This window comes from Bacillus sp. FSL K6-3458, assembly GCF_038005045.1.
In the GTDB taxonomy this organism is placed as follows: Bacteria; Bacillota; Bacilli; order Bacillales; family Bacillaceae; genus Bacillus; species Bacillus altitudinis.
In genome coordinates, this window is sequence record NZ_JBBOSI010000001.1 from 2,434,008 (window position 1) to 2,460,205 (window position 26,198).

24 protein-coding genes are annotated in these 26,198 nt (G+C 40.9%); 2 read left to right on the plus strand and 22 right to left on the minus strand.

Annotation, left to right across the window (positions count from 1 at the left end; all coding sequences use genetic code 11):
• Positions 1 to 3 precede the first annotated feature (3 nt).
• Positions 4 to 582 (minus strand): CYTH domain-containing protein, encoded by a 579-nt coding sequence (locus tag MHH23_RS12920; protein ID WP_340959627.1) that lies wholly within the window; start codon positions 580 to 582, stop codon positions 4 to 6.
• A 19-nt stretch (positions 583 to 601) separates the two neighbouring features.
• Positions 602 to 1,615, minus strand: coding sequence for a hypothetical protein (locus tag MHH23_RS12925; RefSeq protein WP_340959628.1), 1,014 nt, complete (start codon positions 1,613 to 1,615; stop codon positions 602 to 604).
• 101 nt (positions 1,616 to 1,716) lie between these two features.
• Here MHH23_RS12925 and MHH23_RS12930 point away from each other — a divergent pair, with 101 nt between their 5' ends.
• Positions 1,717 to 1,977 carry an acyl carrier protein gene (locus MHH23_RS12930; protein ID WP_041507289.1) on the plus strand — a complete coding sequence of 87 codons (261 nt, stop codon included), beginning with the start codon at positions 1,717 to 1,719 and terminating at the stop codon, positions 1,975 to 1,977.
• Here the strand turns inward: MHH23_RS12930 and MHH23_RS12935 are convergent.
• The 3 genes from MHH23_RS12935 to MHH23_RS12945 form a co-directional block, all read right to left on the minus strand.
• Positions 1,964 to 3,679, minus strand: a complete 1,716-nt coding sequence (locus MHH23_RS12935; RefSeq protein WP_340959630.1) for an ABC transporter ATP-binding protein — start codon at positions 3,677 to 3,679, stop codon at positions 1,964 to 1,966. The genes MHH23_RS12930 and MHH23_RS12935 overlap by 14 nt on opposite strands.
• Positions 3,676 to 5,445: an ABC transporter ATP-binding protein gene (locus MHH23_RS12940; protein ID WP_340959631.1), complete on the minus strand. Its 1,770-nt coding sequence runs from the start codon at positions 5,443 to 5,445 to the stop codon at positions 3,676 to 3,678. Before MHH23_RS12940 ends, MHH23_RS12935 begins: the two co-directional genes overlap by 4 nt.
• Before the next feature lie 173 nt (positions 5,446 to 5,618).
• Positions 5,619 to 6,539 carry an aminoglycoside phosphotransferase family protein gene (locus MHH23_RS12945; protein WP_340959633.1) on the minus strand — a complete coding sequence of 307 codons (921 nt, stop codon included), beginning with the start codon at positions 6,537 to 6,539 and terminating at the stop codon, positions 5,619 to 5,621.
• A gap of 170 nt (positions 6,540 to 6,709) precedes the next feature.
• Between MHH23_RS12945 and MHH23_RS12950 the strand changes: the two genes are divergently transcribed.
• Positions 6,710 to 6,973 carry an acyl carrier protein gene (locus MHH23_RS12950; protein WP_052463354.1) on the plus strand — a complete coding sequence of 88 codons (264 nt, stop codon included), beginning with the start codon at positions 6,710 to 6,712 and terminating at the stop codon, positions 6,971 to 6,973.
• Between the two features lie 52 nt (positions 6,974 to 7,025).
• Here MHH23_RS12950 and MHH23_RS12955 read toward each other — a convergent pair whose 3' ends face one another.
• The 17 genes from MHH23_RS12955 to MHH23_RS13035 form a co-directional block, all read right to left on the minus strand.
• Positions 7,026 to 8,258 carry a M16 family metallopeptidase gene (locus MHH23_RS12955; RefSeq protein WP_340959634.1) on the minus strand — a complete coding sequence of 411 codons (1,233 nt, stop codon included), beginning with the start codon at positions 8,256 to 8,258 and terminating at the stop codon, positions 7,026 to 7,028.
• Positions 8,259 to 8,291: 33 nt separating this feature from the next.
• Positions 8,292 to 9,245, minus strand: coding sequence for a polysaccharide deacetylase family protein (locus MHH23_RS12960; RefSeq protein ID WP_017359068.1), 954 nt, complete (start codon positions 9,243 to 9,245; stop codon positions 8,292 to 8,294).
• A gap of 125 nt (positions 9,246 to 9,370) precedes the next feature.
• The gene (gene pnp / locus MHH23_RS12965) at positions 9,371 to 11,488 is read right to left on the minus strand and encodes a polyribonucleotide nucleotidyltransferase (protein WP_007499522.1); all 2,118 of its coding nucleotides are present in this window, start codon (positions 11,486 to 11,488) and stop codon (positions 9,371 to 9,373) included.
• Between the two features lie 182 nt (positions 11,489 to 11,670).
• A complete protein-coding gene (gene rpsO / locus MHH23_RS12970; protein ID WP_008354438.1) occupies positions 11,671 to 11,940 on the minus strand; it encodes a 30S ribosomal protein S15 in 270 nt (89 codons plus the stop codon).
• A gap of 155 nt (positions 11,941 to 12,095) precedes the next feature.
• Positions 12,096 to 13,046 (minus strand): bifunctional riboflavin kinase/FAD synthetase, encoded by a 951-nt coding sequence (gene ribF / locus MHH23_RS12975; RefSeq protein ID WP_017359069.1) that lies wholly within the window; start codon positions 13,044 to 13,046, stop codon positions 12,096 to 12,098.
• 18 nt (positions 13,047 to 13,064) lie between these two features.
• Positions 13,065 to 13,994: a tRNA pseudouridine(55) synthase TruB gene (gene truB, locus MHH23_RS12980; RefSeq protein ID WP_268382638.1), complete on the minus strand. Its 930-nt coding sequence runs from the start codon at positions 13,992 to 13,994 to the stop codon at positions 13,065 to 13,067.
• 68 nt (positions 13,995 to 14,062) lie between these two features.
• Positions 14,063 to 14,413: a 30S ribosome-binding factor RbfA gene (gene rbfA / locus MHH23_RS12985; RefSeq protein WP_007499525.1), complete on the minus strand. Its 351-nt coding sequence runs from the start codon at positions 14,411 to 14,413 to the stop codon at positions 14,063 to 14,065.
• 17 nt (positions 14,414 to 14,430) lie between these two features.
• Positions 14,431 to 14,709, minus strand: coding sequence for a DUF503 domain-containing protein (locus tag MHH23_RS12990; RefSeq protein WP_017359071.1), 279 nt, complete (start codon positions 14,707 to 14,709; stop codon positions 14,431 to 14,433).
• The gene (infB, locus tag MHH23_RS12995) at positions 14,706 to 16,826 is read right to left on the minus strand and encodes a translation initiation factor IF-2 (RefSeq protein ID WP_007499526.1); all 2,121 of its coding nucleotides are present in this window, start codon (positions 16,824 to 16,826) and stop codon (positions 14,706 to 14,708) included. The genes MHH23_RS12990 and infB overlap by 4 nt, the downstream gene beginning before the upstream one ends.
• 19 nt (positions 16,827 to 16,845) lie before the next feature.
• A complete protein-coding gene (locus MHH23_RS13000; protein WP_007499528.1) occupies positions 16,846 to 17,148 on the minus strand; it encodes a YlxQ family RNA-binding protein in 303 nt (100 codons plus the stop codon).
• Positions 17,141 to 17,425 carry an RNase P modulator RnpM gene (gene rnpM / locus MHH23_RS13005; protein ID WP_008344742.1) on the minus strand — a complete coding sequence of 95 codons (285 nt, stop codon included), beginning with the start codon at positions 17,423 to 17,425 and terminating at the stop codon, positions 17,141 to 17,143. The genes MHH23_RS13000 and rnpM overlap by 8 nt, the downstream gene beginning before the upstream one ends.
• A 15-nt stretch (positions 17,426 to 17,440) precedes the next feature.
• A complete protein-coding gene (gene nusA, locus MHH23_RS13010; protein ID WP_007499530.1) occupies positions 17,441 to 18,556 on the minus strand; it encodes a transcription termination factor NusA in 1,116 nt (371 codons plus the stop codon).
• A gap of 32 nt (positions 18,557 to 18,588) precedes the next feature.
• Positions 18,589 to 19,062: a ribosome maturation factor RimP gene (gene rimP, locus MHH23_RS13015; RefSeq protein ID WP_008344744.1), complete on the minus strand. Its 474-nt coding sequence runs from the start codon at positions 19,060 to 19,062 to the stop codon at positions 18,589 to 18,591.
• A gap of 241 nt (positions 19,063 to 19,303) precedes the next feature.
• Positions 19,304 to 20,434, minus strand: coding sequence for a glycoside hydrolase 5 family protein (locus MHH23_RS13020; protein ID WP_340959635.1), 1,131 nt, complete (start codon positions 20,432 to 20,434; stop codon positions 19,304 to 19,306).
• A 20-nt stretch (positions 20,435 to 20,454) separates the two neighbouring features.
• Positions 20,455 to 21,681, minus strand: a complete 1,227-nt coding sequence (locus tag MHH23_RS13025) for an endo-1,4-beta-xylanase (RefSeq protein WP_041507294.1) — start codon at positions 21,679 to 21,681, stop codon at positions 20,455 to 20,457.
• 79 nt (positions 21,682 to 21,760) lie between these two features.
• A complete protein-coding gene (locus tag MHH23_RS13030) occupies positions 21,761 to 23,869 on the minus strand; it encodes a glycoside hydrolase family 48 protein (protein WP_340959636.1) in 2,109 nt (702 codons plus the stop codon).
• A 17-nt stretch (positions 23,870 to 23,886) separates the two neighbouring features.
• Positions 23,887 to 25,737: a glycoside hydrolase family 9 protein gene (locus tag MHH23_RS13035; RefSeq protein WP_035392050.1), complete on the minus strand. Its 1,851-nt coding sequence runs from the start codon at positions 25,735 to 25,737 to the stop codon at positions 23,887 to 23,889.
• Positions 25,738 to 26,198: the final 461 nt, after the last annotated feature.

Below are 26,198 nucleotides of genomic sequence, written 5' to 3' on the forward strand. Positions count from 1 at the left end.
GGATTACTCCTTCCCGTATAGTGATTTAAATCTAGTGATAAATCGAGAGTGTTTCCCTTTTCGATTGACTGGTATGTCCAAATCATCCGTTAGTCTATGAAACCATTGAGCTGCCTCATATGCTTTTTCACTGTCATATTCAATTTCTAATTCATGATCTGTGATGCCAAGATAGCTGCTTTGATCCAAATCCACTTTGATGCCTGTCTCGATATAAAAGGTAGTTCGTTCAGTAACCAATAGTCCTAACAACTCTGGCTGTTCAGTCATTGTAAAAGGTAAAGACGTTACGATGTTCTGTACATCTAGTTTTTGCGGTAGATCCTCAATAGGAAATGACTTTTCTTCTCTTACTCTTTTATAGCCAGACGTTTGACTGGGACATTTGATCTCAAGTGTTCGTTTGCCGCTGGTTTGACGGATCCGTACGGTATAGCCATATCGTTTTAATAAAAAATCTGAGGTGTCGTAATAGTAATTGAAGTTCATTAAATAAGTGGGTTGATGATTTTGACTTAACATGTTGTAGATGTGTTGAAAATCTGTTTGTGACAACAAATATTTATACTCCTGCTCAACCATGACTCACCTCCAAAACGTCTTACACGACCATATCGGATTGTTCAAGAAGCTCTTGAATGAGAAAGGTTCCTTTCTCTAAAGAAGTAAATGCCTGTTTTAATGAATAACAAGGAATCTTTTCTGCTAGATGTTCAAGAAATGGTTCTAGCGCTTCGGGTGTCGGTAAAGTGAAATATGGTAATAGAAATTCATTATGTCTTCCAGGATTGATCACTGCGTGCTCCTTTAGACGTTCCGCTGCTTCATGTGGACTGATTTTCGAAAGTGCGGCACCCGTTTGCCCATGAGGTAAAAACTCAGGAAACACCATGACATCAATTTTCCCCATTGTTTTGACTTCACGTGAAAACCATTTTTCTAATTCCTCCGGATAGACGAAATGATAGTTCTTATCATCTTCATTAAATGGGTGACTCGATGTTTGAAGTCTATATGGTGAACCAAGCTTTTCAATGGCTTCAAAAGAATCTTTCCGAATACTCATAGATCTAGGCCAACCAGTTCCTTTGTACTCGTTGTTCGTATATGAAATCCCTATATCATCGTTTGTGATGTACGTTGCATCGGTTAAGGATAACAAGGATAAAATGGTGGATGTTTTGCCCGCTCTTGATCCGCCTACTAGTGCAATCCCTTTTTGATTCATCTCCATCATGCCGCCATGCAAATAAACAAGTCCATCCTGATAACACAAAAGGCGAAGCAATACTCTTATTAAACGCAGTGCGTGTTGTGCTGTCCATCTGACATCTTTTGGGTCATCTATCACAACGACTTTCTTCTCTCCGTGATACAGGTAGCGGCAGCGAGGTTCCATCTTGGTTTGATAAAAGACTTCTTCAAGTGGCACTTCTGTTTGAATATCTTGTGCGTATTTGCTGGTTAAAATCGTCCAAACGTCTCCTTCAGGTCTGTCTGTTATTTTGCTGCACTCAACATAGGGATGTACTTTACTGATGACTAAATTCTGAACTGATTCATCTGCCCCTAATACCACACGAACATTATTTTTTTGATAGCTTACATATGACAATGAATGCCACCCCTTATGATAGATTGATAAAAACAATTGCAATTTTCTCCTTAATCCACCAAAATATAACACATATTAAACTTTTAGAAAGGAGCCACGACATGAATGAACTGACACGAACAGAAGTTGAAGAAAAAATTGTCCAACTTGTGATGAATAAGTTGTCGCTCACTGAGCAGCCAGGCCTTGATGATAGTTTAAAAGCTTTAGGATTAAATTCTGTCCAAATTGTCTCTTTTGTTATTTCATTAGAGGACACCTTTCACATTGCGTTTGAAGACGAAGAATTACACCCTGACCACTTCCGCACCTTAGATCGACTTTTTACTTTGGTCAAAACCAAACTGACTAAGACGCTGTGATGACCTGCGCCATAAATAAAGAGCGGTAATGCGAGGAGGCTTCCATCAGCTCCTCATGAGTACCGCAGCTTTGAACAGCACCGTCTTCAAGTACATAGATCATATCTGCATTTTGTATGGTCGATAATCTGTGTGCAATCACAAGCAATGTGCTTCCTCCTTTTGCATCGTCTATCCCTTTTTGAACCTGCCTTTCTGTCTGCCGGTCAAGGGCCGATGTCGCCTCATCTAATATCAGAAAATCAGCCTGTTTTAAAAGCGCTCTAGCGATAGCTAAACGCTGGCGTTGTCCCCCTGACAAGGAGATTCCCCTCTCTCCAATGACTGTATCAAATCCTTTTTCAAGTCCTTTAATGAAGGGAAGAATTTGTGCAATCTCACAAACCTGTTCAAGTTGTTCTTCAGTAATATCAGTTAATCCCATGATGAGATTGAGGCGTATGGTGTCTGGGAAGAAATAGGGTTCTTGCGGGACAACGGCTACCCGTTTTAAGAAATGAGATGGCTCTATCTCTGATCGTTCAACGCCATTTACTAAAATGTTTCCGCTATCCGGTTGATAAAGTCCCAGTGCCAGCTTTGAGATAGTCGATTTCCCGCTGCCGCTCGCTCCAACAATGGCCACTTTTTTTCCTTTTTGAATATGAAGATTCAAGTCGTTTAAAGCCCCTTTAGATGTTTGTTCATAAGAAAAACAAACATCTTCAAACACCACATCTTCCACAGAATGTATTCGCTTCGTTCCTTTTTCTTCGTTTTCTATTTGCAGTACTTCTGCAATTCGATGAACAGATGCACGCTGCTGGAAAAATTCAAATACATACTGGAATAACTCCTGATAACTTTTCATTAATTGAGAAGCATATTGGTAAATGACGACAAACAAGCCGATTGACATGTTTCCTGCTGCTACTTGATATGTGCCAAACACAAGCACAGATAGTATTCCAAACCATTTCAATGGTTCTGTTAAAAATAGAAGCTTATTTTGAAACTTACCTTCTTTTATGACACGATCCATCATGTTGTTAAATAGCTTTTCATACAAACCGATTTCCCATTTACGTCGATCAAATGCAACCACTTCTCTTGTAGAAGAAATTACTTCTTCGACATGCACGAATAAATCAGACTTTCTCTCTTGCACTTCTTTTGCGATGTTTGTTGCCGTTTTCGCCATTTTTTTACCGACAATGAAATAACACGTACTTGCAAAAAGAAGCAAGAAAAATAATACAGGACTCACAGATAGTAAAATGATCGATAAAACAACGGCCATAAAAATGGTTTGTACAATCTTCGGTATATGTAAAGCAGCTGTGACAGCAACTGCCTTTACATCTTGGTTAAGCTTGTGTAGATAATAACTAACTGGATGAATTTTATATGATCTCATCGATACTTGCTGAAGCTGATCTAACATCTTTTTCTGTAATGAATGGTGGATGGTAAGGTAGTTTTTGTGCATCACATATGGGCTGGCGACAAACATGACAACATAGACAAGAAAAATGATGGCAAACAGCATCAAGATATGGGGGAAATGTTGATTGCCGCTATTCAAAAGGACATCGTCAATGAGCCACTTTTGCAGCCCAATCATGGCTAAATTAGCTGCTGCTTCAATCAAAACGAGTAAAAGAGCGAGGATGAGCATCCATTTTTGCTTTGTGATCAAAAGAAACAGCCAATTTTTCCTCATGTTACACCTGCCTCCTTTTCTGAGCGGTCAGACGCCAATTGATAAAAATGTCCCTTTTTTCTCATCAATTCATTAAAATGTCCAGTTTCTAACATACGACCGTCTTCTATCAAAATAATTCTGTCAAAATGTCTTACAGTAGATAAACGATGAGCGACTGCAATGACAGTCGATTCCTTAAATGTTTGATGTAATGCCTGCTGGACTTTTTGCTCGCTGACACTGTCAAGAGATGCTGTTGCTTCATCGAGTAATACAACACTTGGATTCTTAGCAAATAGCCGGGCAATGGCGATCTTTTGCTTTTGACCACCAGATAGTTTTAATCCTCTTTCCCCAAGTATGGTGTCGTATCCGTTTTCTAGTTCTCTTATAAATGAGTCGCAATCTGCTTTTTTAGCGGCTTCAATGATCTGTTGATCTGAAAGACTTGTATCTCCAAAACGAATATTGTCCTTTACACTCATATTAAATAAAAACGTTTCTTGAAAAACAAACCCCATCGCACCTCTTATTTGACTAGTAGATAAACAGCGCAAATCAACTCCATCAAGTGTAATCATCCCAGATGAGGGATCATAAAAGCGTCCAATTAATTTAAGAAGCGATGTTTTCCCTCCACCGCTCGTACCGACAAGCGCCACTTTTTCACCACGCCGAATATGTAGATTCATCCCCTTTAATAAAGGAGGATGATTGGGATAATGAAAATCAACGTCATGAAACACGATATCGCCTTCGACTTGATCAAGCAGCATAGGCTGATGAGGCTCTCTAATATCGGGTGTTTTTTTCATAAAATGATATAAAGGTTCAATTTGAAAGGTTAAGATTCGTTGTTCTGTTAGAAGTGTGACAATAGAAGTAAGCATATGCATTGCTGAAAAATAATATAGTATATATGCCACAAAACCGCCTGTCGTCAGCTGGCCATTATTTACAAGGTAGATGCCGAGAGCAAATGTAGCTAGAGCACCAATATAATAAGTGAGCCTGCGGTTGCTTCCTCGTAAGTAAGCGAAAAAAACATTTTTTTCATGATCTTGGCGGACCTGTTCATGCAGCTTTTGAATCCGCTCCATGTCCCAATTCATATAACCTAAAATTCTAAGCTCTTCCATTGAAGCAAGACTTTCGTATAATTTTGTTTGCAACGTGCGAAAACCTTCTGCACTTTGTCTTCCGTAGATCGTTGCCTTTTTTTCAAGCCAAGGTCCAAAGATATAGTAGAGAATAAAACTTGGAATGATGATGAGAGTGAGTAAGATAGAAATTTGTATCATAAAGTATAGTGAGATGGCGATAAATAGCGTCTGATTAATAAATTGTGGGAAGTAACGTCTGTAAATTTCTTGTACAGCTCGTGTTTGTGTGTTAACAAAGGAGAGTGTTTCACTAACAGAATGTTGTTCGTAGTATGAGAAACCGAGTTGACGGATTTGCTGGAAGGCAGCAAATTGTGAATCTCTTGAGGCTTGTTCGATTAATTTTCTTTGCCATAAATTTCGTGCAGCTGTCAGTATAATACCAAGTGCTATCAAGCCAGTCAGGCCTAGCAATAATCCATTCATTTTAGAAAAGTCTTTTGCTGGCAAAATCGTTTCAATAAAATATTGAATAAATTTAGGTATAATGAGTTCGCTCAAGGTAATAACGAATCCACTCATAATGACTAGAATCACTTTACCTGTATAAGGCTTTAAAAATGAGAGTGTCCATAAATATACACGCCATAACTGCTTTGAATCTTTGTCGATTTGTTTCAATCCATCACCAGCCTTTTGCTCTTTTTCAACAAAAAACGGAATTTTTTTACAACTTTTTCGATCCTTGTTTGGATTATATAAAATGTTTCTACTCATGACAATGTGTAATTTGTATCATTATAACAGAAAAGGCAGTGACTTCCATCACTGCCTAATCGTCCTATATTTCACTGTTATCTAGTGATACGCGTATACCAATGAGGTTCTATTTGACGAAAATAATCATGATCTTTTAATACATTTTCTAGTCTTTCAATCATCTCATCCATTTGACCTGGATCAAATTTAATGACCCACATAATCGATGAAAAGATGCTCATTGCGACATATACAGAGTAAAGCTGCCAAAAATCAGCTGGTATTTCACCATCAAAATACCCATTTATTTGACCAGCTGCAAAAGCTTCACTTGTTTCTCTACTGAAAAGAGCTACTTTATAAAAATCATGAATGGGGTCTCCCCAATCAAAATTATTAAAATCAATAACGCCTGCATATTTATCATTCTTTATAATAATATTCCCTAAATGAAAGTCATCGTGCTGAAATTGGTTAGGCCTTCCCTTCACCTTATCGATGTGCTGTGCGATAAACTGCGCTACTTTTTCATCCCCTTCTATGGAGATACCGCTTTCCCGATAAGCAGTTAAATATCGATGATGCTTTTTCACAACACGCTCGTCCCAAGGTTCGATATGTGATGGCGCTGGATATGTATGCATGTTTCGTAAATCCCGTCCTGCACTTACCCCGATCGCATACTGCTGTTCTTCTGTTAACTGACTCATGATTTCTTTTGCTTCTTGACCTTCTACAAACGATAAAATATAGTACACTTGCTGTGTTTCATCTAGAACACCCATTTTCACTGGATCAGCACACTGAACACCGTGACGTCTTAATTGGGAAAGGAGCTCAAATTGCGTCTTTATTTTGTCATATTGGTCTTGATCTGTGATTCGAAGGACATACTTTTCACCTGATGACATCGTCACGACCCATTTTTCATCTCGAGAATAGCCTTTATCAATCTGGTCTATGGAGATCGCTTTTTTTAATAAGGGAATGTGCTGCACAAGGTCTGTTTTATTCATAAATTGATCCATCCTTCCCAGTCTCTTTTCTTCTCACTCTACCAAATTTTTCATTTGAAGAGAATGATCAACAATTCCTATTTATATCGAAACTGCTTTACAATGTTTTTCCATTCTAATATAGTTAATTTATGTAAAGAATAGAAAATTTGTAAAGAGGAGCGTTGCAGATGAATGAAACGACGGATGCCCTTTCACTATCAAGTCAAGTAAAGGATTTGGTCCTGCGTTCTTTGGACGATGATAGCAAGATTTCTATTGGTGCAGATGAAGAGTTAACAAATCACGGTCTGGATTCAATTAAAGCAGTTTCACTCATTTTGGAATTAGAAGAGGTTTTTGATATTCAATTTGCAGATGAGGAACTATTGACAGAGCATTTTTCGACAATCAATAAAATTGTTCATCAGCTGCAAAACAAGTTAGCTGATTAATCTTTAGACATGAAAAAAAGGCATCTCTTTTAAAAGACATGCCTTTTTTTGATTAAGCAGAAGGTACATCACCCGTTGGACTAATAAGCGAGAGGGCATAATCTTCTGTAAAGATTCTTTTCGATAAATCGTTCACGCCGTCTAATGAGACGCGATTGATTTCATCAATAATTTCATCAAGCGTACGATGTTTGCCAAGGAGTAATTCATTTTTACCATTTCGGCTCATCTTGCTGTTTGTGCTTTCAAGACTAAGCATGAGGTTGCCTTTCATTTGCTCCTTAGAGTTTTCAAGTTCTTTCTGCGTAATTCCCTCACGTTTTAAGACGTCTAATGTTTGTAAGATGGTTTCAGATAGCAGATTCAGCTGCTTCGCTCCAGTTCCACCATAGATCGTCAGCATTCCGTTATCTGCAAATGAACTATGATAGCTGAATACAGAATACGCAAGTCCTTTATCTTCTCTTACGTCTTGGAACAACCGGCTGCTCATGCTACCGCCTAGAACATTATTTAAAACGATTAAGTCATAGATGCCCTGATCTCCAGCAGGAAGTCCGTTAAAGCCCATGCAAAGGTGCGCCTGCTCTGTTTCCTTTTTGCGTGTCAGTTTGTCATAGTGGAATTGCGGGGCTTCGACAGGCTGTTTTTTCCCCTTTCCTTCATATGAGCCAAATAATGTTTCGACCTCACGAATGAAGGTGTCATCGACGTTCCCTGCAACAGAGATGACGACGCGATCCGGCGTATAGAATTCGTCCATATATTTTCTAAGGGAATCACCGTTAAAAGTAGAGAGTGTTTCCTCTGTCCCTAAAATCGGATAACCTAATGAATGATCACCGTAAATAGCTTTGCTTAACAAATCATGAACGATGTCATCAGGAGTATCTTCATACATTTTAATTTCTTCATAGACCACATTTTTTTCTTTCTTCAGCTCTTCTTCGTCAAAAGCAGAGTTGAAAAACATGTCACTCAACACATTGAGGGCATACCCAGCATGTGAATCAAGTACCTTTGCATAATAGCAAGTATATTCTTTTGACGTAAAGGCATTCACTTGACCACCAATGCGGTCAAAGGATTCTGCGATATCACGTGCAGATCTCGTCTTTGTTCCTTTAAAGAACATATGCTCTAAAAAGTGTGAGATCCCATTTACTTCTGGTGTCTCATGTCTAGAACCTGTTCCAATCCAGACGCCAATTGCGACAGACCTTACAGTGGGATTGTTTTCAAGTACAATTCTTACTCCGTTTTGGCATGTATACGTTTTGACCAAGTTTTGCTCCTCCTATTCAACAAACAGATCGCATCACGGATGTCTTTTTTCACTTAGGAGGTCAGAAACCGTTCCTAATTCATATCCTCTTTCTTTGATTTGAGTGATAAGTGCGTCAAGACTTCTCGCTGTTGCGTCTGTTGGATGCATTAATATCATCGCCCCATTGTGAATTTTCCCAAGCACTCGTTTTTGTAATACAGCTGGTGATGGTTTTTGCCAGTCGATCGTGTCTACTGTCCACATAATGGTTTCCATTCCTTCTTGTTTCGCAAGCTTTACTGTTTCTTCTTTAAAGCTGCCACTTGGAGGCGCAAACCATATCGGTTTTTTCCCAAGGGATTCTTCAATTTGGCGATTTGTTTTAATCATCTGCTCTAATGCTCGTTCTCTTGTCAGTGTGCGCATATCCGGGTGATTGTATGAATGATTTCCAATTTCATGACCATCTGCCACGATTTTTTTAGCAAGGTCAGGACTGTTTTTCACCCATTTGCCTTCTAAGAAAAAGGTTGCCTTCACCTGATGCTTTTCTAGTGTATTCAACATCTTTGTTAAATGCTCGTCGCCCCAAGCTACATTGATCAGGAATGCATTCATCTTTTTGTCTGGATGTCCCTTATAGATAGGTTCAGCACCAAGTTCATGTAAATGGACAGATGGTTTTGTTTCTTTAAAAACAAGCAGCTTTTCATCGAAAGAGCCCTGTTTTTTCATTTTTTCGTAAGAAGCATCGATATCGACTGTCTGTCCATTTAAACCAGGCATCTTTTTCCACACTTTATCAATCTTAGCATTTTGCGGCTTCTCTTCATAGTCAGAAGACTTCGATTCGATCTCTTGATACAGAATATCTTTTGAAACAGATGCTACCTCGGCGTGCTCTTTCATTGAATTCATATATGTAACAGCAGCCGGCTGCTTCATCGTTTGATATGACACGAGCAGTAAAAATACAAACACAAAGAATGGTATCGTTTTTTTCAATGGTTGTCCCTCCCCTTTACCACAAATTATGATGGGAAGAAACAAGCTAGAACTATTGTTACGCGCAAGAAAAGAAAGAAGCCTGGCACGGATACCTGGCTTCTAACACATTTTATTTGTTCTCATTAAGACTGCTTTTCTTCTTTTTCCTTTTCTTCACGTAAAACAGCTTTACGAGAAAGGTTTACACGGCCTTGTTTATCGATCTCAGTGACTTTGACGAGTAGCTCGTCACCAATCTTCACGACATCTTCTACTTTGCCAACACGTTCAAGTGCAAGCTCAGAAATATGAACAAGTCCATCTTTGCCGCTGAAGATTTCAAGGAAGGCACCGAATTTTTCAATTCGTTTTACTTTACCTAAGTAAAGTTGGCCAACTTCAACTTCTCTGACAAGATCTTCAATGATTTTCTTCGCTTTTTGGTTCATGTCTTCTTCAGTAGAAGAGATAAAGATTGTACCGTCTTGTTCAATATCAATTTTCACACCGGTATCTTCAATGATTTTATTGATTTGTTTACCGCTTGGTCCAATGACATCGCGAATTTTATCTGGATTGATTGTCATCGTTAAGATTTTTGGTGCATAACGTGACAATTCTCCTCTAGAAGCTGGAATCGTTGACAGCATGCTATCTAAAATTTCCATTCTTCCTTTTTTCGCTTGTTGAAGTGCTTCTTCTAAAATGTCTTTTGATAGACCATCGATTTTAATGTCCATTTGAAGCGCTGTTACACCTTTAGATGTACCTGCTACTTTAAAGTCCATATCTCCAAGTGCATCTTCCATTCCTTGAATGTCTGTCAGCACTGTGTAGTATTCACCAGATTTAACAAGTCCCATTGCAATCCCTGCAACTGGTGCTTTAATTGGAACACCTGCATCCATCATCGCAAGTGTGCTCGCACAAATACTTGCTTGTGAAGTAGAACCGTTTGATTCTAACACCTCAGACACAAGACGAACCGTATAAGGGAAATCTTTTTCAGATGGAATGACTGGCTCTAATGCACGTTCGCCTAGCGCACCATGTCCAATCTCACGACGGCCTGGACCACGCATTGGGCCGGTCTCACCTACACTGAATTGCGGGAAGTTATAATGGTGCATGAATCGCTTAGACTCTTCAACACCAAGACCATCAAGAATCTGTACATCACCAAGTGCACCTAATGTACAAATACTGAGTGCCTGTGTTTGGCCTCTTGTAAACAATCCTGAACCGTGCGTTCTTGGAAGAAGTCCTACTTCTGAAGAAAGTGGACGGATTTGATCGACGCCGCGTCCATCTGGACGTACTTTCTCTTCAGTAATAAGGCGGCGAACTTCGTTTTTCACAAGCTTATTTAAGACATCCTTCGCTTGTTTAATCGTTGCTTCGTCACGCTCTTCTTCTTCAAATTTTTGAACGACAGCTTTTTTCACAGCACTGATGGCATCTTCACGAGCATGCTTCTCATGTACTTGAATCGCTTTCAGTAAATCCGCTTCAGCAAGTTGTTTTACTTCCTCTGCTAATGCTTGATCAACTTCATATAAAGGAATATCGATTTTTTCTTTACCGACAGCTTTCACAATTTCTTCTTGGAATTCGATTAAGCGTTTGATCTCTTGATGGCCGTACATGATGGCTTCAAGCATCGTTTCTTCTGGTACTTCATCAGCACCAGCCTCTACCATGTTGATTGCATCTTTTGTTCCAGCTACAACAAGGTTGATATCGCTTTGTTCAAGCTGCTCAACATTTGGGTTGATGATGAGCTTTCCATCTACTCGTCCTACTGTCACGCCAGCGATTGGTCCCTCAAATGGAATGTCAGACACACATAAAGCTAAAGATGAGCCAAACATTGCAGCCATTTCAGATGAACAATCTTGATCCACACTCATGACAATACTAATGACTTGTACTTCATTTCTAAATCCATCTGCAAATAGTGGACGGATCGGTCTGTCAATTAAGCGGCTCGCAAGGATTGCTTTTTCACTTGGGCGGCCTTCTCTTTTAATGAAACCACCAGGAATTTTACCAACTGCATATAATCTTTCTTCGTAGTTTACAGTGAGCGGGAAAAAATCAAGTGGTTTTGGTTCTTTAGAAGCTGTTGCTGAGCTAAGCACAGCCGTATCTCCGTAGCGTACGAGAACCGCTCCGTTTGCTTGCTTTGCAAGCTGGCCAGTTTCAACTGTCAGTTGACGTCCAGCCCAGTCTATGGTGAAGACTTGTTTCTCTTGTCCCATTCTGAGATAAACTCCTCTCTTGTCGTAAAGTTTTTAGGTTATTTCTTATTATGAACAAAATGATTTTCACATATCAATGTGAAAGCTGTATGTAGAAGGGTTTTGCCATTCTTTCAACATTTTAACCATAAAATATTAGTGATTATACGATAAAAAAGCGGGAATCCTCCCGCTTTTTACGATTATCGACGTAAGCCTAGTTTGTTAATTAACTCACGGTAACGAGTTACGTCTTTATTACGTAGATACGTAAGAAGATTACGACGTCTACCTACCATTTTCAAAAGACCGCGACGTGAGTGGTGATCTTTCTTATGAGTACGTAAATGCTCGTTCAAGTTGTTAATTGATTCTGTTAGGACAGCGATCTGAACTTCTGGAGATCCAGTATCAGATTCGTGTGTTTTGAACTCATTAATTAATTGAGTTTTACGCTCTTGAGTAATAGCCATCCTGTTTCACCTCCAAATCATGTTAGCCCCATCTACCTCGCAACCGTCGGTGAAGTCGGCCTGCCAAGTAAGTGGTTTTAAAGCTACAGGAATTATCATACTAAAAATATGCCGATTTTGCAAATGATAGAGCGGTTTTTCTGCGATTTTTTTGTTTAATGAAGATGATCTTGAAAAAACTGAATCGCTTCTTCTTTATCTTGACTAATTTGAGCCGTTAATTCTTGGATACCGTTAAATTTTTGTTCACTGCGAATCCGTTTGTACCACTGTAATTTAATCGGTTCACCATAAATTTCTTCGTTAAAATCAAAAAGGTTCACTTCAATCGCAGGCTGATCAGGACGTTTTTCATAAAATGTTGGTTTGTAGCCAACGTTACAAACACCGTCATACACCTTGCCTTTCACTTCCGCTCTCACTGCATATACGCCTGTTGGCGGGATTATGTATTCAGCAGATAAACCAACATTGGCGGTTGGAAAGCCAATCGTGCGTCCTCGTTTATCTCCATGAATGACAATGCCTCGCAGCTGATATGGTTTGCCTAAAAGCTCACTCACATATTCAACGTCTCCATTTTTCAATGCGGAACGTATAAGGGTCGAGCTGACTTTCCGGTCTTGGTTGGAAAGCTTAGGTACAATGGTCGCAGCAATCCGCCCTTTCCCGTATTCGTCAAACGTTTCCATTGTGCCTGCACCAAACCGGCCGAAGGTAAAATCGAAACCAGCGACTGCATGCTTCACATTCAGTTCGTCCAAATATTGATCGACAAACTCTTGAGGAGACAGTGCTGCAAAGCTTTCGCTGAATTGCACAATGTATAAGTAGTCAGCACCTAATTGTTCGATAAAATCAATCTTATCCTCAAGCGGTGTGATTAAGTCTTTTGGTTCACGTGCTTTTTGCAGAACATGTGATGGATGCGGATGAAAAGTCATGACAGCTAGAGCTAAACCCTCTTTTTCCGCAATGTTTTTCGCTGCATCAATCACTTTTTGGTGTCCGAGGTGAACACCGTCAAAATACCCTAAAGCCATCACAGACGGGACTTGATCCTTTTGATTCAATGTATGTGGGTGTGAAATATGTATAGTCTTCACGAGATGGTCACCTTTTCTTTAAGATTGCTTGTCCTGTGATAAAATCTTCGCCGGCTTCATCAGGTTCTGTTTGGTCGGGTGCTTCATATAAATCGCCATACAACGGCCTGAAGGAGCAAAGACAGCGACACGATCTTCCTCTGCAAAATGAGCAAATTCATCAGGCATAGGTAGGACTGCACCGTTTTCCACTTTACTTGCTAATGTATCATTTATCTCCCATTTCGGCAAATGATTGAGCGCACGCTCGATCGGCACAAGATGTTCCTCAACCGTTCCTTCCTCACTGATCTCCCGCAACTCATCAAGAGTGATACATTCATCTAACGTAAAGTCACCAGATCCTATGCGAATGAGGTGAGACATGTGGGCTGGAAACCCAAGTTTTTTTCCAATATCGACGGCTAACGTTCTCACATATGTGCCTTTTGAACACAGGACGGTGAATCTAAAGGATACCTTTCCATTTTCAAATGTGACAGGTGTTGTCCGCTCGATACGATGAATGGTAATTTCACGGCTTGGACGTTCAATTTCAATGCCTTGCCTTGCATATTCATAGAGCTTTTTTCCGCCAATTTTGACAGCAGAAAACATGGGGGGGATCTGTTCAATGGTTCCTTCAAATTGTTTCAACGCAGCATCAATGTCATCTTCTGACATCGGTAACGGCACCTTTTTTTCTTCTACTACTTCACCTGTTTGGTCTTCTGTCGTTGTAGAAAATCCAATGGTGATTTCCGCATCATACGTTTTCGATTTATCTGTTAAGTACTCCACAATTTTTGTCGCTCGTCCAATACAAATAGGCAGAACACCTGAAACCTCTGGATCGAGTGTCCCTGTATGTCCCACTTTTTTTGTGTGTAAAATCTTTCTCACTTTAAACACACAGTCGTGAGAGGTCATGCCTCTTTCTTTATGTAATAAAAGAACACCGTTTTGCACCTGCGTTCTCTCCTTTCATAAACGATGAAAAAGGACAGACGATCATCGCCTATCCTTATTTCAACGTCTTATTCGTGATCTTTTGTGTTTAGTTCAGCAATCAGGCTTTCAATTCGGTTACCGTAATCTACAGACTCATCGAATTCAAAGTGAAGCTCTGGTGTTTTGCGAAGTCTGATTCGATTGCCAATTTCAGAGCGGATATACCCTTTCGCCTTTGCAAGGCCTTTTAAGGTTTCCTCTCTTTTCTTCTCGTCGCCAAGAACAGAAATGTAGACTTTGGCAATTTGCAAATCACCGGATACTTCAACATCCGTTACAGTCAAAAAGCCGATTCTTGGATCTTTTAGCTTTCTGCCAAGGATGTCGCCTAATTCTTTTTTCATTTGCTCACCCACACGGGTTGCTCTCATACTCATGATCTTATCACCTCTAATTAAAACCACTCAGTTTTCGTGATCGTTCGTTCAATTTCCGGAAAAGAATCAATAAAGCTTAACACACGCTGAAGTTCCTTTTCCACTTGAACCCGGGAGGAGGAAATGACGGCGATTCCGATCGAAGTACGCTGCCATGTATCCTGATAGTCCATTTCAGCAATGGTCACATTGAATTTATGGCGCGTTCTTGTCATGATACGCTGCAGAACCGCACGTTTTTCCTTCAGTGAGGATGCATCATAGATCATACACTCACACTCGGTATAACCGATCATTTTCTTTCGATTTCTTGCATAACGAATGATTCCATGACATCACCTTCACGGATATCATTGTATTTCTTAATGGTAATACCACATTCATAGCCTTGTGAAACTTCTTTCACATCGTCTTTGAATCGTTTTAATACGTCGACTTCGCCTTCAAAGATGACGACGCCATCACGAATTAAGCGGATACCACTGTCTCTAGTAATGGTACCTTCAGTGACATAGCCACCAGCAATTGTACCGATTTTTGATACTTTGAACGTTTGACGAACTTCAACTTGACCGATGACTTTTTCTTCATATTCAGGGTCAAGCATCCCTTTCATCGCAGCTTCAATTTCATCGATGACTTTGTAGATGATGCGGTGTAAGCGGATATCTACGTTTTCTGTTTCAGCTGTGCTCTTCGCATTGCCATCAGGACGTACGTTAAATCCGATCACAATCGCATTAGAAGCACTTGCTAAAATGATATCAGATTCTGTAATCGCTCCAACACCCGTATGGATGATTTTCACTTTTACGCCTTCTACTTCAATTTTTTGAAGAGCTGCCGTCAGTGCTTCAGCAGAACCTTGTACGTCTGCTTTTACGATTAAGTTGATATCTTTCACATCACCTTGTTTGATTTGCTCAAATAGGTCATCGAGAGATAATTTCGCTTTGTCTGAACGCTGTTCATCAAGTTGTTTAGACGCACGCGCCTCACCGACTTGACGAGCTGTTTTTTCATCTTTGAATACGAGGAACTGATCCCCTGCATGCGGTACATCATTTAAACCAGTGATTTCAACAGGTGTAGATGGTCCTGCAGTTTTCACGCGGCGTCCGATGTCATTGACCATTGCACGTACACGGCCAAATGTATTTCCGACAACGATTGGGTCACCTACTTGAAGTGTACCAGTTTGAACGAGAAGGGTTGCAACAGAACCTCTTCCTTTATCAAGCTCAGCCTCGATCACAGTTCCTTTTGCCGCACGATTTGGGTTGGCTTTTAGTTCTGCTACTTCGCTGACAAGAAGGATCATTTCGATCAATTCGTCAATGCCTTCACCTGTTTTTGCAGATAAAGGAACGAAAATGGTTTCGCCGCCCCAAGCCTCAGGTACAAGACCATGCTCAGTTAATTCCTGCATCACGCGGTCAGGGTTCGCTGTTGGTTTGTCAATTTTATTGACAGCCACAATGATTGGCACCTCTGCCGCTTTTGCGTGGTTGATCGCTTCAATCGTTTGCGGCATGACACCGTCATCTGCTGCAACGACCAAGATCGTCGTATCTGTTACTTCAGCACCACGTGCTCGCATCGTAGTGAAAGCTGCGTGTCCTGGTGTATCAAGGAACGTGATTTTCTTGCCGTTTTCTTCAATTTGGTATGCACCAATATGCTGCGTAATTCCACCCGCTTCGCCTTCAACAACTTTCGTTTTACGAATGCTATCAAGAAGCGTTGTTTTCCCGTGGTCAACGTGTCCCATGATCGTTACTACTGGAGGGCGTACTTGCATATCTTCTTCTTTATCTTCAACTTCATACTTTTCAAGTTCAGTTTCTTCTAAAATGATCACTTCTTCTACTGGAACACCATATTCAGAAGCAATTAATTCGACTGTATCTTTGTCGAGCTCTTGGTTGATCGTAGCCATGACACCAAGCATCATCAGTTTTTTGATGATTTCAGCAGTTTCTTTGCCAAGCTCGTCAGCAAGCTGGCCGACTGTCATTGAATTTGTAAATTCAATTTTTTCAGGAAGCTCTTTTTTCGGCTTCACAGGTCTTGCTTGCTGATGCTGCGCCTTGTTGTTGCCGCCGCGTTTATTTTTGTTTTTGTTTTGGTTGTTGTTTTTTTTGTTTTTATTAAATTGATTATTCTGCACGTCATTCTTCTTTCTATCATTGTTTTTGTTAGATGATTGTTTTTTTTGTTCTGCGGGTTTCTCGTTAGCTGTCTCTTTTGCTTTGGCTTTTTTATAGATAGCGTCTAGCTTTTTCACAGTGTCGTCTTCAAGCGTCGCCATGTGGTTGTTCACTTCCACGTTCATATCCTTAAGCGCTGCTATAATATCTTTACTTGAAACATCTATGGCTTTTGCGTATTCATATACTCTCACTTTAGCCATTCGTTCACCCCCAAATAAATTAATCGAGCAAGCTTATGAGCTTCTTAGCGAAGCCTTGGTCAGTGACAGCGACAACTACGCGAGCTTCCTTCCCTATAGAACGTCCGAGAACGGAACGGTCTTCAACTTTTCTAACCGGAACATTGTAAAATTTGCATTTGTCAGATACCTTTTTCTCTGTGTTGGATGAGGCATCTGCTGCAAGAAGAACCAGCTTAGCACGCGCATGTCTAATTTCTTTGATCACCAGATCTTCTCCTGACACGACTTTACGAGCTCGATTTGCTAGACCAAGCAAAGGATACCATTCAGATTCAGTCATTAGGTTTTTTCACCTTTTCAGCTAGTTCTAGTAATTCTTCAAAAATGTGTTCGTCAATCTGTGTCTGAAATTGCTGCTGTAAACTACGTTTGTTCTTCGCCGCAAGAATGGTTTCTTTATCGAGAGAAAGGTAAGCGCCGCGCCCGTTCATTTTTCCGGTTGCGTCAACAGACACTTCACCTTCTTTTGAACGAACAACGCGAATCAGTTCTTTCTTTGGTTTCATTTCTCCCGTCACGACGCATTTTCTAAGCGGGATTTTTTTTCGGCTTTTCACCTTTTATATCACCTCTTATTCGTCAGATTCCTCAGCTACTGGTTCAGCCTCTAAGAAAAGAGATTCAGAGTCTTCAGTTCTTGGGAAAATACCGAGTTCTCTTGCATCTGTTTCGCTTTTAATGTCAATCTTCCAGCTCGTTAGTTTCGCTGCAAGACGCGCATTTTGACCTCTTTTGCCAATGGCTAATGACAGCTGATAATCAGGGACAATGACAGTTGTCGCCTTATCTTCTTCATTTACAATGACATCAAGAACTTTTGATGGACTTAACGCATTGGCAACAAATTCAACCGGGTCATTAGACCAATGGACAATGTCAATTTTTTCGCCTTTCAGCTCATTGACAATTGCTTGTACACGCTGACCTTTAGGTCCAACACAAGAACCAACTGGATCAACATCAGGATCATCTGTACGAACAGATATTTTAGAACGGTCCCCAGCTTCTCTAGCGACAGATTTAAGCTCTACAGTACCATCATAAATTTCTGGGACTTCGATTTCAAATAAACGCTTTAAAAGACCTGGGTGTGTTCTTGATACATAAATTTGTGGTCCTTTTGTTGTTTTTTCTACTTTCGTAATGAACACTTTAATGCGGTCATGTGGTTTGTAGTCCTCATTTGGCATTTGTTCATTGACCGGAAGAAGGGCTTCGATTTTGCCAAGTGACACGTAAATGAATTTACTGTCAATTCGCTGAACGATTCCCGTCATGATGTCTTCCTCACGATCGATAAACTCAGTGTAAATCACACCTCGCTCTGCTTCTCTCACTCGCTGCGTCACGACTTGTTTCGCTGTCTGAGCTGCAATGCGTCCGAAATCTTTTGGTGTGACTTCAATTTCAACCACGTCACCAACCATGTAATTCGGGTTGATATTTGCTGCATCATCTACTGAGATTTCAAGGCGAGAATCATACACTTCATCTACAACATCTTTTCTTGCGAATACGCGAATCGTTCCCGTTTCACGGTTTAAATCAACACGCACATTTTGTGCTTGGTTAAAATTACGCTTGTATGCAGAAATGAGTGCAGCTTCTATCGCTTCAATAATAATTTCTTTACTAATGCCCTTCTCTTTCTCAAGAACAGTCAGGGCATCTAACAACTCACTACTCATTTTTATGGTTCCCCCTTATATCAATGAAAAGGTTAATTGAACGAAACTGCTAATCTTGCGTTAGCAATTTTTTCGTATGGAATATTGATCTCTTTCTTTCTTGTCTTGATCTTCACTGTCACTGTTGCAATCTCACCATCAAAGCTTGTAAGCTCACCTTCAAATGCCTTTTCACCATCAATTGGTTCGTATGTTTTCATGAAAACATTTTTTCCAAGTGCTTTTTCAAAATCAGCTTTTTTCTTTAATGGGCGCTCCGCTCCAGGAGAGGACACTTCAAGAAAGTAGTTTTGGCTAATTGGATCTGCCTCATCAAGCTTTTCGCTCAAGGCTTCGCTCACTTTGGCACACTCCTCGATATCGACGCCTTTGTCAGAGTCAATAAATACGCGAAGGAACCAGTTTTGACCCTCTTTGACAAATTCAACATCAACGAGTTCAAGCTGTAAGCCATCTAAAATTGGCTGTACCATGTCGCTTACGATGTCCACTACTTTTTTGCTCATTCTCTTCCTCCTTGTGCTTTCGATAAACGCTCTTATCAATCATTCTGCATAAAAACCCTGCTTTATTGTGAGCAGGGGGAGCAGAAAACGGATGAATAATGTCGAGACAAAAATTGCCTGTTCAATACAAAAGAGCGGGTTTCCCCACTCTTGTCTCGGTAATCGTTAGCATTTCCATAAAAACTATACCATATCCAATTTTTTTATGCAAATGAAGTTCCTTATAAACAGGCATTCTTCATCAGTTCTTTTCATTCATTCTTTTGGCGTGTTCACGAATGATTCCTGCCTCCCGGCTCTCCTTTAAAACTCGAAACCCGTCATAATCCGGGTAGAGGGAATCATCGTCTTGAATGCTTGTTAAAATCCAAAATTGGCTACCTGCGCCTCCGAGCTGTTCAACTGTTTTCAGCCAGCTATCATATACATCAGGACGGGCTGCTTGATTTTGATAGCCAAACTCTTCTAATACAACAGGTTTTCCAATTTCGTTTCCTCGGGTGATATGATCTTTTATCCATTTCACTCCCCATGCAGCAGACTGATTCCAGTGATCCGGGTATAAATGATAGGTTCCATAATCAATATGAGGGAGAGCAGTCAAACGATCCCAATCAACACCTTCTCCCCCACTGTAAAACCAATCGTCATGACCTGTCATGCGAAAGAACCCTTCGTCTCCTACTGCAACAAGGTGATTCGAGTCAATTGATTTGATCCATGCACTCATTTCATCTGCCCAGTTTACTAGTATATCTCCCGAAGGGTCTGACTGAGCGCGCGGCTCATTGGCGAGCTCCCATGTCATAATAGCAGGATCATCTTTATATTGAACACCTGAGTACGTATTGGTTCTCTCTAATACATAGCGCACATAGTTTTTGTAAGCTGTTTTAATCCGAGAATCTGTATAAAAGTGATCATGTGATCCTGCCTGAAACCACTTCACATATTGATTCATCCCGCCAAAGTCATCCCAATTGTTCACGAGTGGGATGACCAGCTTGATTCCTTCCTGCCCTGCTTTATAAATCGCATAGTCTAGTTTTTGAAATCCGGATTCTTCATAAACACCTGGACGAGATTGTAAGACTGAGTTTTCTTGTGGGGTACCATCGTGAAATCCCCAAATACGAATAACCTTTAAATCCATTGCCTTCATATCGTCAAAAACAGCATCTACCATCTTTTTTGATTTGTAATGAAAATAATAATTATTTGTGCCAGCAAAGTAAAATGGGTGGTTGTTCAATACAAAATGTGTACCAGATGTTTGCACATAGGAGGAGGCCTTTACGGTCAGAGTGAACCAACCCGCCCATAAAGTGATCAGCAGCATAAAACAAGCCACCCGTTGAACCCATTTTTTCATTCCATTCTCCTCACAATCTCTTATTCTACTGGTACGATGATATCTAGTTGAAGCGGTGTTTGTTTAGTTGAATCAAGTTCAATCGTCTGCTGCTGCAACATTTTACTTTCTTCACCAATTCGAACCTCATACGTCCCGTGAAACGCTGGACATGTCACTTGGCCATTCGCATCTGTTTTTTCCACTCTTTGTGTCGTCCACTCCTGTAGAAGCTTTTCATAACGCCTGCCTGCTTCATTTAACGACCAATCATGATTCACGATGGCTGCGTGCTCACCTCTCCAATGAGCACCCGCCCAAAATCCCCACATCAGCACACCTTTTACGGCTGGATGACTAAAGGCAACCCGATATAAAGCTTCTAAGTTATCCGCTCGTCTATTGGCATCCGGGTGAACAGAGTCATACTCTGTCACCCATATCGGTAGACCAAGCTCAGCAAGCACATCTAGTCTTTGTTTTACAACGACTGGATCCACTCGATCTTCAAAGTGACCTTGAACTCCAATGGCCTCAACTGGTGCCCCCAACTGACGAAGTTCATTGATATGTGCTTTATATGCGTGATGTTCGCCGTATGAGATTACATTATAATCATTGACAAACAGCAAGGCCTGAGGATCAATTTTTTTCGTTTCTTCATACATCCATTTCCAAATCTGTTTCCCAAACCGGTCTTTAAAAAATGAACCATGCATCATTTCGTTGTTTACATCCCAATGACGGAATTTCCCTTTGAAATGATTGCCTGCATGCTCAAGCCGCCTTTTCATGGCTTCATATACTTCATGATTCGGTAATGATTTCAGCCAGTTTGGATTGGCATCCTCTACCTCCCAAAATAAGGCGTGCCCCCTCACTGGAATTTGGTGTCTATTGGCAAAATTCAGCATGGCATCTGCTTTTTCGTATGTTATTTTCCCTCTTTCAGGCTCATTTGCATACCATTTTGCCTCATTTTCAAACACAGCCCAATTAAAATGTTGAACAAAAAAATCAGCATACGTTTGATTGAATAGTACTTGGTCATTCATTGCTGAACCAAATGCAAATTCATGTCTGATTTGTTTTATTTCCACCTCTATTCCGGCAACTGGCTTTTGTTCCTTATTGATGACGTTTATGACAAGCTCTCTTTGTCTATGTTGTAAGATTCGATTATTTGCTTCTTTTCTCCAGCTTTGATTTTCTTGTTCCTGTGATCCGCCATTCGATGAATGATTCATAAATTCTTTCTTATTAACCATGATGACATCACCTTTACTTTCATTTCATTTATCTTATTAGGAAACCGCCGGCTAAAGAAGCCGGCAGCTGCACTAGGTTCTATTCGTTTATGAGACGATGGTATTCTGCATAAGCCGTAGCCATATCAACTTGCGACCAGAAACGGTGATAGGTGAAACTTGGCGCTCCGTTTTCCCATTTGCCTGTTGCTTCATTAAAAGATGATTGATATTTACTCTCCAGGGCTGACCAAGCTGGGTCTTGCTTGATTTTCGGACGAAGATCTGCAAAGCTCGTATACACTCCGTTACCTCCTCGTTGCGGGTCAGAAGGAATGGTGCTGGAACCAGGGATCTGATTTCCTTGACCAAATGTTCCGTTCCAGCCATTTGGGAAGTACACTTCTTTTTTAAAGAAACGGTGGTAGTCTTCTCTGTCTTCCTCTGTCACAATCCCTACACCATCATTGTAATTCCAAGCAACCTCAAGGAGTTGTGCCGCTGTCTCTTTTGCTCTTATGCCAAGTGCTGTGTAGTTTCCTGTCTCTTTCTGTGTTGCAGCAGCAAAGAATGTGAGTGCTTTGATTAGACTGCCCAGTACACCAGTATCTTGAGTAGGATCTTTTGTAACTGCCGTTAAATTTGGATTACCTGTTGCAGATTGGAACCCGCTCCAAGTGTCAGGCTGACCGCTCCATTCTATATTCCCAGGAATCCAAAACTCTCCAGGTGCACTCGTCGTAGCAACAGCAACATTTGTCCCCCCTAGAATCCTTTGACCCTGACCATCTAAAAAATACCCATCTTGATCCGACACAGGACGCGTGCCAATAAAAATATAATCTAGTGAATAGTTGACCCATTTTGTGATGACAGATTTGGCCATTTGGAAATTTCCAGATGTTTTGTCGCCATCTTTTGCAAAGATATAATAAAGCTCTGCTACACGCTCAATCGGCCATGCTTGCATTCCAAACCAGTTATTGGACGGAGGATCATGGTAAACAGGTGCATCTTCATAAGCCATATCATAAAATGTGCTTCTTCCTGCAGGATAAGCGCTATAGTCTCCATTCCAGCTGTTGGTAGCACCTCCTGCAATCGCTCCCTCTTTTGATTGAAGCCAGACGTAAAATTCAAGCTGTCTCTTTAACGTCTTTTCCCAATCACTTGCAGCAGTCGGTGACGCTGGCTTTAAGCCTCCCTTATCTGAGGATAAAGCGTAAGCAGCGACTGGATTTTGATACCCTTGATGACAATGGCTCGCACCGATACGCCATGACCAATTTGCATATTCGCCAAGTCCCCCGCCCCAAGAGGTATACCATGCCATTAAGTGATGACATGCACTTTTTCCATTCCCAGGATACGGATTACCTTGCTTGCCGCTTCCAATTGTTTGAAAATATTTATCATACATTCCGTAGCGAAGGAAATCACCCATCTTTTTCGCTTTATTAAGATAGGCTGACCCATTATAGCCAAGTTCCTTTGCCCAATACATTGCCTGTATCGCACGTGCATCAGCGTCCGTCGCATTTGTGTAGCGCCACTGGGCGGCGGGCGCTTGATTTTCTTTTGTGAACAAGCTCATGAAACCTTCATTGGGCTTTCCGGCCGTTTTATCATCTTGTGATGGATGAGGGATGGCCTCCCATACGGATTCTTGCGGACCCCGCTGAAATGTGTTTACATATGTGGCTGTATGTGATGGGTTGAGCAAATTCCCATATTCATACCAGTTGTCTACATCAAGAAGCCAGTGCATTAAATACGTTTCATTCGTTCCGTAAGTTGACCTCAGTTCTTGATCAATTGGATCTTGACCAGCAGGGCGAGCACCCGTCAACTGGCTCGGATATTGATCTGGATATGGCTTTTCTGAAGCGTATGTGGCTGGGCTGGATGGATTGTAAGAACTCATATGCGGCTGTTCGTCATGTCCATCTTCGTTTACTGGAATGATAAACTTCTCCATATTATCCCAAGCCGCTTCTAGTTTGCTCCAATCGCCTGTGTAGTGACCATACAATGCTTCAAGCCATAACCAATAGCTGTAAGCTTCTGAAGTTGTCATATGCCCGTAATCAGGTGCCTCACAAATGAGTGTCTCAACGGAATGATACGGAATGCCTTCTTTTGAAAAATATCCATTCGTCTCGTTTTTCATTTGATGATAAAGTGTTAAAAACCGTTCTTTATTTGTCATGTCCTCACCCTTTATATTTATTTATTCGGAAGCGTACCAAATACTAAATCACCTTGATCAAAAACAGGAATTCTCGCTGTTTTTTGCATATTGGATGTTAATCCTTGAAAGGAATAATCATTTGAGGCATCCCATATATTCGCACCATTTGGCGCAGATAACCGGAACTGTATTTCCTTCTTATGAAGCGATTCGCCTCCTGGAAAAATAGCTACGCCAGTAAAATCGATTTCTGTAAAATAGATATGGGATGATGCGTCATACACCGTTAACGGAGATAAGGAAGCGCCTTCATTGTAGACAGCTGTCACTTGAATATCTTTATCAGTGAATCCCTTCGCAAATATCTCGCTCAGATTGACATAATATCTAAAAGAAAGTGATTGACTACTTCTTGCCGGCCAGCCTGATCGATTGTATAAAATGGCTTTGATCTGAGTAGATGTTGTATCGTTACTCATGACAGCTGCCTCTACAAAAAACTCATCTTCCACTTTTTCTTTAGGCGGAAAATTCGGCAGCTTTGACTGCCCCTGACCAAACAGCTGCACCATTTTGGCTACATTTCCAGTAAAGGCGGCATTATAGTCTGTTGCTACCTCGTTTGATACATAGTCAGAGATGTCATCGGTATACTGATCCTGTGCATTAGGCCCACCAACAAGCGCTCCATAAAGCGTGTGCCGATGAGAAGAAGGAGTTGTCAGCTGATTAGACCATGAGCCATGTGCAGTTCGATGGTGTGGATGCATCGGCGGATTTTTGCCAAACCCAACGACATAGCTTCTATTTTGCGGATTATCCCCTAACATATAGTGTGTTTGCCTAATCGCAAACGTTTGGTATCGATTCTTTTTTTCTTGATCAGAGACCCAATCTGCGTACACAAACGCTAAAAATGCAGCATTTGCTGTATAACGAAGTGAACCCCATTGATCTAACCACGCTAGTCCGCCAGGCGTATAAGTGATTCTTTCTACTTTTCCATTTTGAACAAAACCCGTCGACCAGTAATCGAGATTACGCTCCGTCGATTCGATAAACCTTTTCTCCTTTGTGATTCTCGCAAGTAAAATTTGCGAAGCAAAAAAGGTATTGTCCCACGACATCGTAAACGTATAATCCCAATCCTTCGGCCATTCTTCTACTGCTTTTAGTGCTTTGTTTAAATAGGTCTGGTCATTTGTCGCCAAGTACAGCCATATTCCACCCCAAATGAGCTCATCAATATAGCCGCTCCAAGAGTTATAAAATGGCTGCGCATTGGTGACACAATCTGTATACTCACCGCGATATTGGTCAGCAAATGCATAAAGCTGTTTTGCATGGGTGAGAAGCTTTGCTGCATAAGGCGCATCAGTTTCTTTAAAAATAATTGAACCTGCTGCTAAAGCGGCTGCGGTTTGGGCGGCTACTTCTGTTCCTGGACAATGTTCATCAATTTTAAATGCCGGCCGGTTCATCGGCATCACTTCTGCTGGACCCCACCAGCCATGATCTGCGTTCCCATCGCCTACTTGTGCCCAAAATTCATTTGGACCTGTATGGGCTTTCAAAAAATAATCGGTTGCCCACTTGATTTGATCTAACATATCATCAAGCAGCTCTGCCTCTTCGTAAGCTTCTCGGTACTCATAGACTGTCCATGCAAGCACGGCTGCCGAGTAAGCCATCGGAAGTCCGAACTTCACATGATCACCAGCATCGTACCAGCCGCCTGTTAAATCATGACCAACATCTTTCCCATCCTCTAGTCCAGAATCCCCTCGCCAGTTAAGACGATTGCTTTCAGGAAGCTTTCCGGAACGCTGGGCTTCGTAAAACAAAATGGATTTTTGAAGCACCTCTACATAGTTGTAATCTGACATGTACCTACTTCTCACCCCTTCTTTTTTCTTAAACGTGAAACATTGAACAAGAAATGACCACCTCCTTGTCATTCCGTTCGTGTTTTGTACAGTGTTGAAAAGAATCAAGCGTGTTTCAAAAATGTGCATAGTAAACAGCCATCAGCTTGACGCTCACCGAGGGTTTTCTCCTGATTCTTCATGTGACTGTACCCAAAATGATCATATGTCGTATGAGAACATTTCAGACGGCTAAATTCTCTTTTTTGCTCTATTTGGGTAGAAAGAATGACATACAATCTCTTCTCTCAAAACACGACGTTAAATCAAGATATATGAACAAACAAGAAAATAATTCCAGTTAAAATATTTAGTTAACATAATAATATTATTGTATATACAAAAAAAGAACGCCCTTTAAGGGCGCTCAGATTGTAGAGAAACTCATGTTTTTCTACAATCTTTTTTATTTTCATCGTAAT

Coding starts and splice junctions, on each gene's coding strand:
- MHH23_RS12920 (WP_340959627.1), bottom strand. CDS start 582: ATGGTTGAGCAGGAGTATAAATATTTGTTGTCACAAACAGATTTTCAA.
- MHH23_RS12930 (WP_041507289.1), top strand. CDS start 1,717: ATGAATGAACTGACACGAACAGAAGTTGAAGAAAAAATTGTCCAACTT.
- MHH23_RS12935 (WP_340959630.1), bottom strand. CDS start 3,679: ATGAGGAAAAATTGGCTGTTTCTTTTGATCACAAAGCAAAAATGGATG.
- MHH23_RS12945 (WP_340959633.1), bottom strand. CDS start 6,539: ATGAATAAAACAGACCTTGTGCAGCACATTCCCTTATTAAAAAAAGCG.
- MHH23_RS12950 (WP_052463354.1), top strand. CDS start 6,710: ATGAATGAAACGACGGATGCCCTTTCACTATCAAGTCAAGTAAAGGAT.
- pnp (WP_007499522.1), bottom strand. CDS start 11,488: ATGGGACAAGAGAAACAAGTCTTCACCATAGACTGGGCTGGACGTCAA.
- rpsO (WP_008354438.1), bottom strand. CDS start 11,940: ATGGCTATTACTCAAGAGCGTAAAACTCAATTAATTAATGAGTTCAAA.
- rbfA (WP_007499525.1), bottom strand. CDS start 14,413: ATGAGTATGAGAGCAACCCGTGTGGGTGAGCAAATGAAAAAAGAATTA.
- MHH23_RS12990 (WP_017359071.1), bottom strand. CDS start 14,709: ATGATCGGTTATACCGAGTGTGAGTGTATGATCTATGATGCATCCTCA.
- infB (WP_007499526.1), bottom strand. CDS start 16,826: ATGGCTAAAGTGAGAGTATATGAATACGCAAAAGCCATAGATGTTTCA.
- MHH23_RS13000 (WP_007499528.1), bottom strand. CDS start 17,148: ATGACTGAATCTGAATGGTATCCTTTGCTTGGTCTAGCAAATCGAGCT.
- nusA (WP_007499530.1), bottom strand. CDS start 18,556: ATGAGTAGTGAGTTGTTAGATGCCCTGACTGTTCTTGAGAAAGAGAAG.
- rimP (WP_008344744.1), bottom strand. CDS start 19,062: ATGAGCAAAAAAGTAGTGGACATCGTAAGCGACATGGTACAGCCAATT.
- MHH23_RS13020 (WP_340959635.1), bottom strand. CDS start 20,434: ATGAAAAAATGGGTTCAACGGGTGGCTTGTTTTATGCTGCTGATCACT.
- MHH23_RS13025 (WP_041507294.1), bottom strand. CDS start 21,681: ATGGTTAATAAGAAAGAATTTATGAATCATTCATCGAATGGCGGATCA.
- MHH23_RS13030 (WP_340959636.1), bottom strand. CDS start 23,869: ATGACAAATAAAGAACGGTTTTTAACACTTTATCATCAAATGAAAAAC.
- MHH23_RS13035 (WP_035392050.1), bottom strand. CDS start 25,737: ATGTCAGATTACAACTATGTAGAGGTGCTTCAAAAATCCATTTTGTTT.